Source organism: Methylobacterium sp. 1030 (genome assembly GCF_040544715.1).
Lineage (GTDB): Bacteria > Pseudomonadota > Alphaproteobacteria > Rhizobiales > Beijerinckiaceae > Methylobacterium.
The window spans coordinates 50,615-64,509 of sequence record NZ_JBEPKM010000023.1; the positions used below are offsets into that span (position 1 = coordinate 50,615).

Genomic DNA, 13,895 nt, shown 5'->3' on the forward strand with positions numbered 1-13,895 from the left:
GCCGTCATCCGGTTGCGGTTTCGCCGCTCGTCCGGCGCGGTCACCGGAAACGAAGCCGCCCGGGACGGATCCGTCCCGGGCGGCTCGATCGTCACTCAGGCCATCTTCGCTCAGGAACGGGGCGCCCGCTCCAGCCAGCCGATGCTGCGACCCTCGCCGCCGCCACCGCCGCTGCGCGGACGGGCATCGGCGCGCTGGGGCCGGGCGTCGCGGCTCGGGCGACCCTGATTCGGGCGCTCGCCCTGCGGGCGGGCGGGCCGGTCCGCGCGGGCGTCGCGGCCCTGCGGGGCGTGGCCGCGATTGTCACCGCGGTTGTCGCCGCGGCCGTCCTGGGGTCGGCCCTGCCGGGGCGCGCCCTGGCCGGGACCGCCGAAGCCGCGGCCGCCCTCGGGCCGGCCCTGCTGGGGACGGCCCTGCTGCTGCCGGGGCCGCTGGCCCTGGCGGCCGCCGCCGGGGCGCTGCTGCGGACGCTCGGGCCGGCGCTCCTCCTCGCGGGCAATCTCGGCGGCCTCCTGGCGGGACGGCGGGGTGAAGCCCTCGGGGAAGCCCGCCACCGGGACCTTCTGCCGGGTCACGCGCTCGATGTCGCGCAGGTAGGCCTTCTCCTCGTCGTTGCAGAACGAGATGGCGAGGCCGTCGGCGCCGGCGCGGGCCGTGCGGCCGATCCGGTGGACGTAGCTCTCCGGCACGTTAGGCAGGTCGAAGTTGACCACGTGGCTCACGCCCTCGACGTCGATGCCGCGGGCCGCGATGTCGGTGGCGACCAGGACCCGGCAGGAGCCGTCCTTGAAGGCGGCCAGCGCCCGCTCGCGCTGGGGCTGGCTCTTGTTGCCGTGGATCGCGGCAGCCGCGATGCCGACCTTGTCGAGGCCGCGCACGACCCGGTCCGCCCCGTGCTTCGTCCGGGTGAAGACGAGCACGCGCTCGATCGCCGGATCGCGCAGGATGTGCCCCAGCAGCGCCTGCTTGGCGCCGGTATGGACGAAGATCACCTCCTGCTCGACCCGCTCGGCCGTGGTGGCGACCGGCGTCACCGCGACCTGGACCGGATCGGTGAGGTACTGGGACGCCAGGCCCGCGATGTTCTTGGGCATGGTGGCCGAGAAGAACAGGCTCTGGCGCTTCTGCGGCAGCATCTTCACGATGCGCTTGAGGGCGTGGATGAAGCCGAGGTCGAGCATCTGGTCGGCCTCGTCGAGGACGAGGATCTCGACGCCCTCCAGGGTCAGCGAGCGGCGGTCGACGAGGTCGATCAGCCGGCCGGGGGTGGCGACGAGGACGTCGACGCCCGGCGCCAGCGCCCGCTCCTGGCGGCTGATGGTGACGCCGCCGAACACCACCGTCGTGGTGTAGGACAGGTGCCGGCCGTAATCGGTGAACGACTCGGCGATCTGGTTGGCGAGCTCGCGGGTCGGCGAGAGCACCAGCACCCGACAGCCGCGGCGCGGCGCGCGGCGGTCCGAGAGCGAGAGGCGGTGCAGGATCGGCAGCGCGAAGGCCGCGGTCTTGCCGGTGCCGGTCTGGGCGATGCCGCAGAGGTCGCGGCCCGCCATGGCCGGCGGGATCGCCTGGGCCTGGATCGGGGTCGGCGCGACGTAGCCGGCCTCGCTGAGCGCCCGCAGCACGGGCTGGGCGAGGCCGAAATCGGTGAATTGGGTCAAGGATGTATCCGATGCAGCAGGGCCGGCCGGGCGCCTCGCGTCGCTCGCGAGCTGTGCCGTGTATGAGCCGGTCCGTTGGCAGGGGGCAGCCCGCGTGATGGGGCGGCCCGGGTGCATGCACGTTATGAAGAGGGGGGCCGGATCACGCCGGGTGGCGCCCGATCCGTCACGCAGCCCCCTCAAGCGGGCCGTGGCGGCCGCTGACGCTGCATCGCCGATATGCGTGTGTGCGGCTGCGAAGTCAATGCAGGGCCGGGTTGCGGTCCGCTCAGGCTGAGCGCCGCCGTCGCGCCGGTGAACAGCAGGCGCTCGTCCGACGGTGCCGTGCCCCGTGCACTCGGGATCGCCCGAAGACGCGGCTCGGCTGCCGATACGTGTCGATCACGTCTTCCCGATGTGGTCGGGGCGGGCGTTTATCGTCGTTGTGACCGAGGATCGCCTCTGATCTGTCCGTTGAGATATAATTGTTTCAGAATTGACGGTATCGTTGGATCGTCCGAGCGTGAAAGTGTATCTAAAGATACGCAGCGATCGGTATTCAACGATCGCTGCGCGGCCGCGACTTCAGATATTGCCTATGCAGACAGTGTTTTCGACGGAGGGTCTCCACCCCCGGAGCGGCTTCAAGCTCTGGCGAGACCTTCTCGGGGAGCGGCTCGTGCCGATCGAGGTCGAGCGCCTCGACGACGGGCCGTTCCGGGGCAGGCTCGACGTCGCGGAGATCGGCGCGCTGTACCTCTCGCGCCTGACGCAGAGCGCCCTGCGATGCGAGACGACGCCCAGCGCGGCCCGGCGCCACGACAGGGCCGGGATGGTCGTGGTGCTGTTCAAGCTCGCGGGCCTGTCGACGAGCGTTCAGGACGGCCGGGAGGCCGTGCAGCGGCCGGGCGACATGGTCGTGCTCGACCATCGCCCCTCCGTGCTGACGACCCACAGGGACAGCCAGGCCCTGTTCCTGGAGCTGCCGCGGGAGCGCCTGGAAGGCGTGCTCGGCTCGACACGGCTCTACACCGGCCTGTCGGTCGGGGCGGACCTCGCCTCGGCCACGCTGGCGACCGGCTTCATCCACGACCTGATCCGGGTGCGGCACCAGCTCACGCCCGACGCCGCCGAGCGCATGTCGGCGATCGCGGTCGACCTGATCGTGGCGAGCCTCGCCGAGCGGCTCGCGCAGGATGTGCCTCGCCCCGTCCACGGCAGCGTCGTCGTTCAGCGCGCGAAGGCGCATGTCGAGGCCCATCTGGACGATCCGGGACTGGACCCGCCCCAGCTCGCGGCCGCCACGGGGGTCTCGCTGCGCCGGCTCCAGGAGCTGTTCCACGAGCGCGGCCAGCACATTTCCGACTGGATCTGGGAGCGCCGACTGGCGGCGGCGGCCAAGCGGCTGTCCGACCCAGCCTGCCTGCACCTGTCGATCGGGATGCTCGCCTACGGCTGCGGGTTCACCAGCCAGGCGCACTTCTCCCGCCGGTTCAAGGACCGCCACGGCCTGACCCCGCGCGGGTACAGGGAGGCCGCCCTGCTGCGGGCTTCCGGTGCTCCGTCGGCTCCCTGATCGGGACGGTGGCCGGCCTCCGCCGATCCCGCGACGTCCCGGCGCGGAATGATGCGCGCGGTCCTCGCGCAACCCCTGGCCGGGCGCAGGCGCCTGCGCCCGGCGTGCGAACGGCACGCGCGTCGCGACCCGGCGCGTCGGCTCAGATAATGGTGTATCGTGATCGGCGGCGCACCGCCCTGTCATGCACCACATCCGGGTTGCCGCAGGTCCGGGCAACCGAAACAATGTGGTGCGGCCAAGAGGACTCGAACCTCCACCCCTCTCGGGACTAGCACCTCAAGCTAGCGCGTCTACCAATTCCGCCATGGCCGCATCGGACGCGAAGACCGGTCCGTTCGCCCGACCGTCGCGCGCCGCGGGAGAACCCGGGGCCGCTTTCGTGTCGCGCGGCGCAGCGGATAACAGATCGTCCGGCCGCCGACAAGCGCAGTCACGGGGAATCGTAGCCGCCCTCCAGGAAAGGCGCCGCGCCGTCGCCGATGCTGACGCCCGGCTCGACGATCGAGGCCGCCTTGCGGATCAGCTCGGTCACCTCCACGGAGATGCGGTCGCCCGTCACCACGATCTGCCCGCGCGCGATCGGGTGGTCGTTGGCCAGGATCTCGACCATGTCGCTGTCGCTGGCTTCGAGCTCGATCACGGCGCCGCGGCCCATCCGGAGGAGCATGTGCAGCGGCATGCGGGCCCGGCCCAGCACCACCGTCAGATCGACCTTCAGGGTCTCGAAGACCGCCACCGTCCGCCATCCCGTCTCGCAGCCGGAACCTTGCAACCGCCGGCCGCGGATGTTGAGGCTTCGACCATCGACGCAGGATGGTGAACTCTTGGTAAACGCGCCCCGCCTCACGGTCAGCCCGCCCGCCTTCCCGAAGCGGCCCGGCACCGATCCGGTCGCCGGCCCGGTGGGCTGGCGCGTGAGCGACGCGGCAGTGGATTACGCCGCCGCCCTCGCCTGGATGGAGGCGCGCGCGGAGGCGATCGCCCGCGGCGCGGCGCCCGAATGCGTTTGGCTGCTGGAGCACCCGCCGCTCTACACGGCGGGCACGTCGGCCCGGCCGGAGGATCTCGTCGCGCCGGACCGGTTCCCGGTCCACGCGACGGGGCGGGGCGGGCAGTACACCTATCACGGCCCCGGCCAGCGGGTGGCCTACGTGATGCTCGACCTCGACCGGCGCAGCCGCGACCTGCGCGCCTACGTGGCGAGCCTGGAGGCGTGGCTGATCGAGACGCTGGCCGCCTTCAACGTCCGCGCCGAGCGCCGCGAGGACCGGGTCGGCGTCTGGGTGCGCCGGCCCGAGAAGGGGCCCGGCGGCGAAGACAAGATCGCGGCGATCGGCATCCGGGTCCGCCGCTGGGTCAGCTTCCACGGCATCAGCCTGAACGTGGAGCCCGACCTCGCGCATTTCGACGGGATCGTGCCGTGCGGCGTCCGGGAGCACGGCGTGACGAGCCTCGTCGACCTCGGCCTGCCGGTGAGCATGGCCGAGGTCGACATGCAGCTCCGCGCCGCCTTCGAGGCGATCTTCGGGGCGACCGCGATCGAGGCGGCGGAGTGAGCAGGGCCGCGCCATCGGGCGATGCCGCCGTCGTCGCGAGCGCAGCGACCCAGGGGGCGTGTCGTCCGGAGCCCGGACCGGATCGCTTCGCTCGCGAATACGCATAGCGTCCGAACGCTCCGGCCGGAGGCCGTCTCACCGGCGCCGATCAGAAATCGGCGTGCAGCCGCGAGGCGAAGAAGTGCGCCGGCCCGCGGTCGCGATTGTATCCGGGATTGTCGATGAACTGGTAGTCGAAGGTCAGGGTGACGAACTTCGTGAGGTTCAGGGCGTAGTAGGTCTCCAGCGCGCGCTCGGTGCCGTAGTTGAGACGCCCGTCGCCGATCAGCAGCCCGAGATAGCCGGCCGCGAAGGCGGCCCGGTGCGAGGGCGAGAGCCCGTTCATTGCGGCGCCGATGCCGACCGTGTCGTCGGGGCGGTCCCAGGCCTTGCCCTTCAGCGACAGGCCGCCGGAGAAGCTCCGGTCGATGTCGGTGAACGAGATGTTCTCGGTGCCCCCGTCGTTCAGGCTCGCCCGGGCGAACAGCCCGAGTTCGGGCGTCAGCGCCTGCTCCAGGTTGATGTAGCCGCCGGTCTTGCGGCGGGGACGCCGGGTCGCCGCGACGGCGTCGTTGATGTCGTCGAACAGGCCGAGCTGGGTCAGGGTGACGACGTCGCGGTTGTTGGCCGAGACGCCGACATTCGAGAACAGCCCGATGCGGATTTTGCCGGGCTGCTCCAGCCACGGGAGCACGTGCCGCTCCTCGAACTCGACGTTCAGCCCCGCGCGCCGGAACACCCGCGGGTCGAGCACGTCGCTCGACGGCTCCTTGGGCACCTGCGTGTAGGCGGCGCGGATCGCGAATTCGGGGCGGTTGTACTCGGCGTAGACGCCCTGCGTGAAGCCCGGGAGATTGGCCGGGAAGTCCCAGGCCGAGGAACCCCAGAGCGACCAGTTGAAGAAGTCCACGCGCGGGTCGTGCGCGTAGATGTTTCCGTCGAAGAAGTCGCCCAGCGCGAACTTGCCGGCGATCAGCGTGATCCGCTCGGCGTCGTAGCGGGTGGCCACTTGGTTCGGTCCGTCCGGCACCTCCACGGTCTCGCCGCCGAGCCCGAAGGTCTGCTTCACGTAGTAGCGGTTCGAGCGCAGCTTCGGGAACGGGGCGCCGGCCTTCTGCGCCTCGCCGTTGACGAAGCCGGCGACGCCGAGCGTCCGCGACAGGCCGAAGCCCTGGCTGAACTCGGGATTGTAGTAGATCTCGGTGCTGTCGGTGAGCTTGAGGCCGAGGAAGATCGTGGCCGTCGTGGTCTGCCGGGCCTGATGGGGGATCAGGCTCTGCGCGCCCTCGTAGGGCGAGCGGAAGCCGGGAACGCCCTGCGCGATCAGCGTCGTCTGGCCGTGGAGCGAGAAGCGGCCAGTATCGCCGTTGTCGGGATCGTGCGGGGCGGTCTCGTCCGGGTCCGGCGGGACCTTCAGCCCGTCCGGAAACCACATCAGCCGCGCGAACAGTTCGTTGGACGTGAAGCGCGCCCGGGTCGTGACCGGCCCGCCCGCGTCGCCGGGCACCATGCCCAGCGGGAAGCGCCGGCTGCCTCCGAGATCGATGTAGCGGTAGTCGATGCCCAGCGCGAGGCTGTCGGTGATGGCGTACTGCACGCCCGCGCCGAGGGTGAAGCCGACGTAGCCGAGGTCCCGCCGCGCGGTGGTCTGGCCGCCCGTGTCGAGGTCCGGGTAATTCGCCAGGATGCGCGCGTTCGCCCCCGCGAGGCCGAAGGTGCCGTAGATCAGGTAGCGGTCGAAGCTGTAGCCGAGCCGGGCGCGCAGGGTGCCGTAGAGATCCGTCTTGGCGCGCACGATGTTGAAGGCCGGGTCCACGTTCGCGTAGCCGAAGCCCGCGATCGTCGAAGGGACGGGCCGCTTCAGATTCGCCGCGTCGAGACTCGCCTCGACGCCGTAGACCCACGGCCCGGCCTGCCAGTTCCAGCCGCCGAACAGGCCGCCGACCGCCGTCGTGGCGTTCTTGCCCTGGTCGCTGCGGCCGGTGGAATCGCCGCTCTTGAAGGCCGGGACCGGCCGGGCGCCGATCGTCGTCGGACCGAAATTGTAGGCGCCGTAGGACCCGCCGGCACTGCCCTCGAGGCCGACATAGCCCCCCGACCAGTCGGTGTAGGACGGCGCCTCGGCGGGGCGCAGCGGGGAGATGTCGGCCGCCCGCGCGGCGGCGGGCGCGAGGAGGGGGACGGCCAGGACGAGCGCCGCGGTGCGGACCAGGGACACGGAACGGGATCTCATCCGACTCACAGAAAAGTATAGCATTTGCTAAAACGCGTCACGGGGCCGCGCAAGCCGGGTCGCGCGCTCGTGATCGCGGGCCATCATGCGATCCATGGCCTTGCCGCATCGCATCCTCGGTTCGTCGCATGGCACTGGCGTGACGATCCAGCCCGCGTTGGATTCGTCAAGATCCAGAGGGCATCGCACCGCGAATAGCTTCGTGAAAGTGCGTCGTAATCGACCTTTTTCGATGCAACGACATGCGAATACCGTAATGTCGATGCAGCTGACCGGCAGATTAGAATTGTTATTATTTGACTGTCGTGCGATTCCGGTTTGAACTTCCCGCGGCCTGGATTATGTGCGGTCGCATGCACGCCTCGCACATCCTCCCGGTTCTCCGCGGCCTCGCCGCGGCCTCGCTCCTGGCGTTCGCCGGTGCCGCGGCCGCCAAGGAGGTGCCGATCGGTCCGCACGTGACGCGCAACGGCCTGGAGGTCGCGGCCGTCTATCTGCAGCCGATCGAGATGGATCCGCCCGGCATGATGCGCGAGGCCGCCAAGTCGGACATCCACCTCGAGACCGATATCCGCGCCGCCAAGGACAACCGCAACGGCTTCGCGGAAGGGGACTGGGTGCCGGCGCTCGACGTCCGCTTCGAGGCGGTGAAGCTCGACGGCGACAAGCCCACCGACCAGACGGTGTCGGGCATGCTGATGCCTATGGTCGCCAACGACGGGCCGCATTACGGCGACAACGTCAAGCTGTTCGGCCCCGGTCGCTACCGCCTCAAGGTTACCGTCGCGCCGCCCGGCAAGGACAGCCATTTCGGCCGCCACGTCGACAAGGAGACGGGCGTCGGCCCGTGGTTCGAGCCCTTCGAGATCACCCAGGACTTCACCTTCGCCGGCGTCGGCAAGAAGGGCGCCTACTGAGAGTGCCGGAGCTGACCGTGTCCCGCCTGCCGCGCTCCCTCGTCCGAGCCATCCCGCTGCTGCTGGTCGCCGCCGCGTCGGCCTCCGCGCCCGCGCGCGCCGACGACATGCCGGTCATCAAGGTGGAGATGCGCGACGGCGTGATCATCCCGACGGTGATAGAGGTTCCGGCCAACACCCGGTTCAAGCTCGAGATCTCGAACACCGGCCAGACGCCGGTGGAGTTCGAGAGCACGGAGCTGCGCCGCGAGAAGGCGCTGGCCGCTGGCTCGACCTCGGCGATCGTGTTCCGCACCCTCGATGCCGGCACGTACCAGGTGTTCGACGATTTCCACCCGGAAGCGAAGGCGACCCTGGTGGCCAAATGAGCGCGTTCACGACAGCGCCCGGCTCCCTGGCCCTCGCCGACGTCACGCCGCGCCGCTCCGCGGTCGACGCGCGGCTCGCCCGGTTCGGCGACGCGTTGCGCCGGTACGGCTGGATCATCCGGTCCGTGCAGTGGCTGATCGTCGCCGTCTACGCGGTGCTGGTGATCGTGCCGGCCCTGCTGCCGCTGCCCGACAACGCCGCCCACATCTGGACCAACCTGACGCTCGCCGCGCAGTTCGCCTTCTGGGGGATCTGGTGGCCGTTCGTGCTGGTCAGCATGGTGCTGGTCGGCCGGGCCTGGTGCGGCGTGCTCTGCCCGGAGGGGGCCCTCAGCGAGTTCGCGAGCCGGTGGAGCCGCGGCTACGCCGTGCCGCGCTGGATCACCTGGCAGGGCTGGCCGTTCGTGGCCTTCGCGGGAACCACCGTCTACGGCCAGATGACCAGCGTCTACGGCTACCCGAAGCCGGTCCTCGCGGTGCTCGGCGGCTCGACCCTGGCGGCGATCGTGGTCGGGCTGCTGTACGGGCGCAACAAGCGCGTCTGGTGCCGCTACCTCTGCCCGGTCAACGGCGTCTTCGCGGTGCTGTCGAAGCTCGCGCCGGTGAGCTTCCAGGTCGACCGCGCCGCCTGGGCGGACTCGCCCAAACCCGTCGGCGGCACCGAGTCCTTCAACTGCGCGCCCCTCGTGCCGGTCAAGACCATGCGCGGCGCGGGCGCCTGCCACATGTGCGGCCGCTGCAGCGGCCACCGCGGCGCCGTGCGCCTCGCCCTGCGCTCGCCCAACCACGAGATCGTCCACGTGGCCGGCGCGGAGCCCAGCCTCGACCAGACCATGCTGATCCTGTTCGGCATGCTGGCGTTGGCGGTGGGCGCCTTCCAGTGGTCCTCGAGCCCCTGGTTCGTCGATGCCAAGCAATGGGCGGCCACGTGGCTCATCGAGCGCGGGACGACGTGGCCCCTGGAGCACTCGGCGCCCTGGTTCGTGCTGACGAACTACCCCGACCGCAACGACGTCATGACGCTCCTCGACGGCGGGCTGCTGCTGGCCTACATCGGCGCCGCGACGCTCGTCCTCGGGCTCGCCCTGTCGGGGATCGTGGCGCTCGCGACCCTGAGCCTCGGCGGCTGGTCGCTCCGGCGCTTCCACCACCTGACCCAGACCCTGATCCCGGTCGCGGGCTGCGGCGTGTTCCTGGGCCTGTCGGCGCTCACCGTGACGTTCCTGCGCGGCGACGGCATCGTGATCCCCTACGTGGCGGAGATCCGCGCGGGCCTGCTCGCCGGCGCCAGCCTGTGGAGCGTCTGGCTGGCCTGGCGGGTGGCGGGTCTCGCCGCCGGCGGCCTCCGCCGGGTGGCGGCCTCGGCCTGCATCGCCGGCGCGGCCGCCCTCTCGGTGGCCAACTGGGTGCTCCTGTTCTGGATCTGGTAGCGCGCGGTCCGCGCGCGCCGCGTCACACGACCTCACAAACCCTGGAGACCGCCATGATCGGCGCCTTCGTCATCGCCTTCCGCGAAGTCATCGAGGCGGGCCTCATCATCTCCATCGTGCTGGCCGCCACCCGCGGCATCCCGGGCCGGATGCGCTGGGTCCTGCTCGGCATCGCCGGCGGCCTCGCGGGCGCCGCCCTGGTGGCGCTGTTCGCCGAGAAGATCTCGGACGCGTTCGAGGGCAGCGGGCAGGACATCCTGAACGCCGCGGTCCTGATCGTCGCGGTGCTGCTGCTGATCTGGCACAACACCTGGATGAGCAAGCACGGCAAGGAGCTGGCGGGCGAACTGCGCGCCGCCGGCGCGGCGGTGCGCTCGGGCGAGCGGGAGGCAGCGGCCCTGTCGATCGTGATCGGCGCCGCGATCCTGCGCGAGGGGGCCGAGCTGGTCCTGTTCCTCTACGGCCTCGTGGCCTCGGGCACCTCGGGCGCCGACATCCAGTTCGGTGCGGTCGCCGGCATCGGCGCCGGCGCGCTCCTCTCGGCGGTGACCTATCTCGGGCTCGCCTCGATTCCGAGCCGCTACGTCTTCTCGGTGACCAGCGTCCTGATCATCTTCCTCGCGGCCGGCCTCGCCGCGCAGGCGGCGCAGTTCCTGGCGAATGCCGGGGTGGTCGAGGTCCTCGGATACACCCTCTGGAACAGCTCCGGCGTGATCGCCGAGAATTCCTGGCCGGGCCGCGTCCTGCACGCCCTGGTCGGCTACACCGACCGTCCGACCGCCCTCCAGGGGCTGGTCTACGTCGCCACCATCGCGGTGATGGTCGGCCTGATGCAGTGGAGCGCCGCCGACAAGCGCCGCGCGGTGCGGGCGGCGTAGCGAACCGTCCGGCGCCGCGGGGATACATCCGACAGCTAGGCGTCGAGGCGCCGGGCTGCGTGGCGGCCCGGCTGTGCATCCTCGGCTCGACGCGACGGGTCCCGCCGCACCGTCCATCGGTGCGGTGGGTCGGTCGGCCCGCGACCCTCAGGCCAGCACGGTCCACTTCGCCCGGTCGGCCGGCTTCTCCCTGTAGATCGTGCCGGCGAAGTCGACGTGCAGTTCCGTCGCCGCGCGGTCGCTCCGACGTGCCAGCACCTCGAAATGCCTCGGCTTGCGGCGCGGCGCGTCCGCCACCGCCCACCCCGCCGCGGCCACCGCCGCCAGAGCGCGCGCGGGATCGGACGGGGCGTCCGTTGCCCCGTCCGGCCGCCCGGTGCCGGGCGCGTGATGGGGCTTCTTGTGATGGATCTCCACCGGATCCCGGCCCTCCGCCGAGATCCGCGTGACCTTGATCTCCGAGGGGCGACGCTCTCCGGTGAGGGTGACGTGCAGGCCGCTCGCGAGCGGGAACGCCTCCGCACCCTTCGGGCCGAGATCGGCGAGGTGCGTCTCGCCGCCCGCCTCGACGGTGAAGCGATGGGCGAAGACGTGTCGTATCGTGCCCGAGAGGGCGGTGGTGTCGTGATGCGGCATGATTTTCTCCGTAGGGCGCCCAACCGCAGGCGCAATCGATATATCGAAATCGATCACGGAGCTTTCAAGCGGGCGACCGGGGCGGCCCGGTCACGTCGGCGGACCTGAGGGCCGGAGAACCGCCTCTCAAGGACCCGTCGCCACCGCCCGGGCCGGGTCGGCGCCCCATTCCGACCAGGAGCCGTCGTAGAGCCCCCGCGCCGGGCGGCCCATGGTCTCCAGCGCCAGCGCGATGATCGCAGCGGTCACGCCGGAGCCGCAGGTGGTCACGATCGGCAGGTCCGGATCGACGCCGTTCTCGGCGAAGACCGTCTTCAACTCCTCGGGGCTCTTCATCCGGCCGTCGCGCTGGAGGGCCGCGTAGTGCAGGTTGCGCGCGCCGGGCATGTGCCCCGGCCGGACGCCGGGGCGGGGCTCCGGCTCCTCGCCGCGGAACCGCGTCCCCGAGCGGGCGTCGACGACCTGCGCCGAGCCGCTGTCCAGGGCGCGGGCGACGTCGTCCGCGTCCGCCACGGCGCCGTGGTCGAAGCGGGCGGTGAAGTGCCGCCGCTCGGGCTGGCGCGGGTCGCCCTCCTCGGTCGGGTAGCCCGCCGCCACCCAGGCCGGCAGGCCGCCGTCCAGCACCAGCGCGTCGCGCACGCCGAAGGCCTTGAGCATCCACCAGACCCGCGGGGCGGAGAACAGCCCCTGCCCGTCGTAGACAACGATCTGCATGCCGTCGCCGACGCCGAGCGCGCGCATCCGCGCCGCGAACACCTCGGGCCGTGGCAGCATGTGCGGCAGGTTCGACTCGGTGTCGCTCATGGCGTCGAGATCGAAGCGGCGGGCGCCGGGTATGTGGGCGGTGCGGAACTCGGCCTCGGGATCGCGGCCCGCTGCGGGCAGGTACCAGGAGGCGTCGAGCACGACGATGTCGGGGGCCGCGAGGCGGTCGTGCAGCCATTCGGGTGACACGAGGGGCGGCTGGGCCATGGTCGGCGGATCCGGCTCTGTTCGCGTTGCGGGCTCACAGAACCACAGGTCGCCCGGCGTTGCACGCCTGGGTCACCGCGGGACGGCGGCGTTCGGGCGGATTCGTCAGCCGCGCCAATGCCAATCGAGCGCGCGCCGGATCGGATGAGCTACGCATCCCGCACCGTGGTCCGATGCATCCAGCGCAGGCTGGTCTTGTTTTAAAGAGCCGTAACCCCAGTTACGACACCATGATGACGCCAATCGCGTCGGCCGTCCGGCCGGCATCGTGTTGGCCGCCCCGGACGTTCCGCTCGCGGACGCGATACGGGGACGTCGCCTGAACGAGATGCGTTCAAACCTTCCCTGTCTGCCCGGGCGCCCGACCCACCGTGCAGGATGCTTATTGAGCCGATCGACACCATGAATCAACTCGTCCGCATGTCCCAGATCGGCGACGCCGAGACCGTCGAGGAGCCGTCGGCCGACCTGCGCGTGCCCTTCGCGCAGTCCGGCGCCTTCGTGTGCAAGTACATCATCGGCGAGCCGAACGACCGCGCCGTCTGCTGCGGCGCCCCCGTGTCCGACGGCAAGAGCTGGTGCGCCTACCACCGCCGCATCGTGTTCGAGCCGACCCGCCCCGGCCGCATCCGCTGAGCCTCTCCTTGCGCCATCCCGGCCGTCACTGCGTCCGCATGATCTGGATGACCGCCGGGGTGATGATGACGACGAACAGCACGGGCAGGAAGAACAGGATCATCGGCACGGTGAGCTTCGGCGGCAGCCCGGCCGCCTTCTTCTCGGCCTCGTTCATGCGCATGTCGCGGCTCTCCTGGCTCAGAACCCGCAGCGCCTGACCGACCGGCGTGCCGTAGCGCTCGGCCTGGATCAACGCCGTCGCCACGGACTTCACCGGCTCGAGGCCGGTGCGCATCACGAGGTTCTCGTAGGCCTGACGCCGGTCGGGCAGGAACGACATCTCGGCGGTCATCAGCGCGAGCTCCTCAGCCAGCACGACCGAGGACGTGGCGATCTCGGTGCTCACCTTCCGGAACGCGTTCTCGATCGCCATGCCGGATTCGACGCAGATCAGCGTGAGGTCGAGGGCGTCCGGCCACGCCTTGCGGATCTCGGTCTGGCGCTTCTTGGCGGTGTTCACCAGGAACAGCTCGGGCGCCTTGATGCCCATGTAGGCCGCGCCGATCACGAGCCCGAACCGCATGAGGTACGAGGCGTCGAGCACCTCCAGCACGAACAGGTAGAACAAGGCCGCGATCACCGCCGCGACCGGCACGACGAGGCGGAAGAACAGGAAAGCGGTCTCCGCCCCCTGGCCGCGGTACCCTGCCTGCATCAGTTTGCGCTTGGCCGTGTCCGTACCGAGCCAGCGGCGCAGCTGGTACTTCTCGACGACCGACTTCATGTAGGCCTTCGGCTCCGTGCGCAGCGTCGCCCGGCTTCCGGTCCGCTCCGCGCTCAGCCGCTCGCGCCGCCGGATCTGCTCGCGCTCGTCGCTGACGAGCTTCATCCGCTTGCCGAGGCGGTCGGTCTCTAGGAAGGGCTGCGCCACCGCGTAGGCGGTCGCGGCCGCCGCGACGGCGGTCAGCAGCGTGCCCATGAAGCGGGGATCGAACAGCTTCTCGGCGATGGCGTCGATCATCGGGCGGG

General features: G+C 70.9%; 13 protein-coding genes and 1 tRNA gene. 7 read left to right on the top strand and 7 right to left on the bottom strand.

What is annotated here, in order from left to right; genetic code table 11:
* Positions 1-110: 110 nt before the first annotated feature.
* Positions 111-1,661 (bottom strand): DEAD/DEAH box helicase, encoded by a 1,551-nt coding sequence (locus ABIC30_RS26840; RefSeq protein WP_020095631.1) that lies wholly within the window; start codon positions 1,659-1,661, stop codon positions 111-113.
* A 577-nt stretch (positions 1,662-2,238) separates the two neighbouring features.
* Here ABIC30_RS26840 and ABIC30_RS26845 point away from each other — a divergent pair.
* Positions 2,239-3,216, top strand: a complete 978-nt coding sequence (locus ABIC30_RS26845; RefSeq protein WP_354456370.1) for a helix-turn-helix domain-containing protein — start codon at positions 2,239-2,241, stop codon at positions 3,214-3,216.
* A gap of 230 nt (positions 3,217-3,446) precedes the next feature.
* Here the strand turns inward: ABIC30_RS26845 and ABIC30_RS26850 are convergent.
* Both ABIC30_RS26850 and ABIC30_RS26855 read right to left on the bottom strand, forming a co-directional pair.
* Positions 3,447-3,531 (bottom strand) — tRNA-Leu (locus tag ABIC30_RS26850).
* A gap of 118 nt (positions 3,532-3,649) precedes the next feature.
* Complete coding sequence (locus ABIC30_RS26855) at positions 3,650-3,955, bottom strand: FliM/FliN family flagellar motor switch protein (RefSeq protein ID WP_020095633.1); 306 nt, start codon at positions 3,953-3,955, stop codon at positions 3,650-3,652.
* Between the two features lie 88 nt (positions 3,956-4,043).
* On the opposite strand from ABIC30_RS26855, the gene lipB reads away from it, so the two are divergent.
* Complete coding sequence (gene lipB, locus ABIC30_RS26860) at positions 4,044-4,775, top strand: lipoyl(octanoyl) transferase LipB (RefSeq protein WP_020095634.1); 732 nt, start codon at positions 4,044-4,046, stop codon at positions 4,773-4,775.
* A gap of 148 nt (positions 4,776-4,923) precedes the next feature.
* Here the strand turns inward: lipB and ABIC30_RS26865 are convergent, their stop codons facing one another.
* Entirely contained in the window at positions 4,924-7,047 is a 2,124-nt protein-coding gene (locus ABIC30_RS26865) for a carbohydrate porin (RefSeq protein WP_026605318.1), read from the bottom strand.
* 353 nt (positions 7,048-7,400) lie between these two features.
* Between ABIC30_RS26865 and ABIC30_RS26870 the strand changes: the two genes are divergently transcribed.
* The 4 genes from ABIC30_RS26870 to ABIC30_RS26885 are packed head-to-tail and all read left to right on the top strand — an operon-like array spanning position 7,401 to position 10,640.
* The gene (locus tag ABIC30_RS26870) at positions 7,401-7,964 is read left to right on the top strand and encodes an iron transporter (RefSeq protein ID WP_020095636.1); all 564 of its coding nucleotides are present in this window, start codon (positions 7,401-7,403) and stop codon (positions 7,962-7,964) included.
* Between the two features lie 17 nt (positions 7,965-7,981).
* Complete coding sequence (locus ABIC30_RS26875) at positions 7,982-8,332, top strand: cupredoxin domain-containing protein (protein WP_026605320.1); 351 nt, start codon at positions 7,982-7,984, stop codon at positions 8,330-8,332.
* Positions 8,329-9,762, top strand: a complete 1,434-nt coding sequence (locus ABIC30_RS26880) for a 4Fe-4S binding protein (protein WP_020095638.1) — start codon at positions 8,329-8,331, stop codon at positions 9,760-9,762. The genes ABIC30_RS26875 and ABIC30_RS26880 overlap by 4 nt, the downstream gene beginning before the upstream one ends.
* A 53-nt stretch (positions 9,763-9,815) precedes the next feature.
* Complete coding sequence (locus ABIC30_RS26885; RefSeq protein ID WP_020095639.1) at positions 9,816-10,640, top strand: FTR1 family iron permease; 825 nt, start codon at positions 9,816-9,818, stop codon at positions 10,638-10,640.
* A gap of 147 nt (positions 10,641-10,787) precedes the next feature.
* On the opposite strand, the gene ABIC30_RS26890 is transcribed toward ABIC30_RS26885, so the two are convergent.
* Positions 10,788-11,276, bottom strand: a complete 489-nt coding sequence (locus tag ABIC30_RS26890) for a hypothetical protein (RefSeq protein WP_020095640.1) — start codon at positions 11,274-11,276, stop codon at positions 10,788-10,790.
* 126 nt (positions 11,277-11,402) lie between these two features.
* The gene (gene sseA, locus ABIC30_RS26895) at positions 11,403-12,248 is read right to left on the bottom strand and encodes a 3-mercaptopyruvate sulfurtransferase (protein WP_234081270.1); all 846 of its coding nucleotides are present in this window, start codon (positions 12,246-12,248) and stop codon (positions 11,403-11,405) included.
* Positions 12,249-12,650: 402 nt separating this feature from the next.
* Between sseA and ABIC30_RS26900 the strand changes: the two genes are divergently transcribed.
* Positions 12,651-12,884, top strand: coding sequence for a GcrA family cell cycle regulator (locus ABIC30_RS26900; RefSeq protein WP_020095642.1), 234 nt, complete (start codon positions 12,651-12,653; stop codon positions 12,882-12,884).
* Between the two features lie 25 nt (positions 12,885-12,909).
* Here ABIC30_RS26900 and ABIC30_RS26905 read toward each other — a convergent pair whose 3' ends face one another.
* Positions 12,910-13,887: a type II secretion system F family protein gene (locus ABIC30_RS26905; RefSeq protein WP_020095643.1), complete on the bottom strand. Its 978-nt coding sequence runs from the start codon at positions 13,885-13,887 to the stop codon at positions 12,910-12,912.
* Between the last annotated feature and the right edge of the window lie 8 nt (positions 13,888-13,895).

What these genes read in the sequence shown, in the direction of transcription:
- ABIC30_RS26845 (WP_354456370.1), top strand. Translation starts at nt 2,239, where the DNA reads ATGCAGACAGTGTTTTCGACGGAGGGTCTCCACCCCCGGAGCGGCTTC.
- ABIC30_RS26865 (WP_026605318.1), bottom strand. Translation starts at nt 7,047, where the DNA reads ATGAGATCCCGTTCCGTGTCCCTGGTCCGCACCGCGGCGCTCGTCCTG.
- ABIC30_RS26870 (WP_020095636.1), top strand. Translation starts at nt 7,401, where the DNA reads ATGCACGCCTCGCACATCCTCCCGGTTCTCCGCGGCCTCGCCGCGGCC.
- ABIC30_RS26880 (WP_020095638.1), top strand. Translation starts at nt 8,329, where the DNA reads ATGAGCGCGTTCACGACAGCGCCCGGCTCCCTGGCCCTCGCCGACGTC.
- ABIC30_RS26885 (WP_020095639.1), top strand. Translation starts at nt 9,816, where the DNA reads ATGATCGGCGCCTTCGTCATCGCCTTCCGCGAAGTCATCGAGGCGGGC.
- ABIC30_RS26890 (WP_020095640.1), bottom strand. Translation starts at nt 11,276, where the DNA reads ATGCCGCATCACGACACCACCGCCCTCTCGGGCACGATACGACACGTC.
- sseA (WP_234081270.1), bottom strand. Translation starts at nt 12,248, where the DNA reads ATGGCCCAGCCGCCCCTCGTGTCACCCGAATGGCTGCACGACCGCCTC.
- ABIC30_RS26900 (WP_020095642.1), top strand. Translation starts at nt 12,651, where the DNA reads ATGAATCAACTCGTCCGCATGTCCCAGATCGGCGACGCCGAGACCGTC.
- ABIC30_RS26905 (WP_020095643.1), bottom strand. Translation starts at nt 13,887, where the DNA reads ATGATCGACGCCATCGCCGAGAAGCTGTTCGATCCCCGCTTCATGGGC.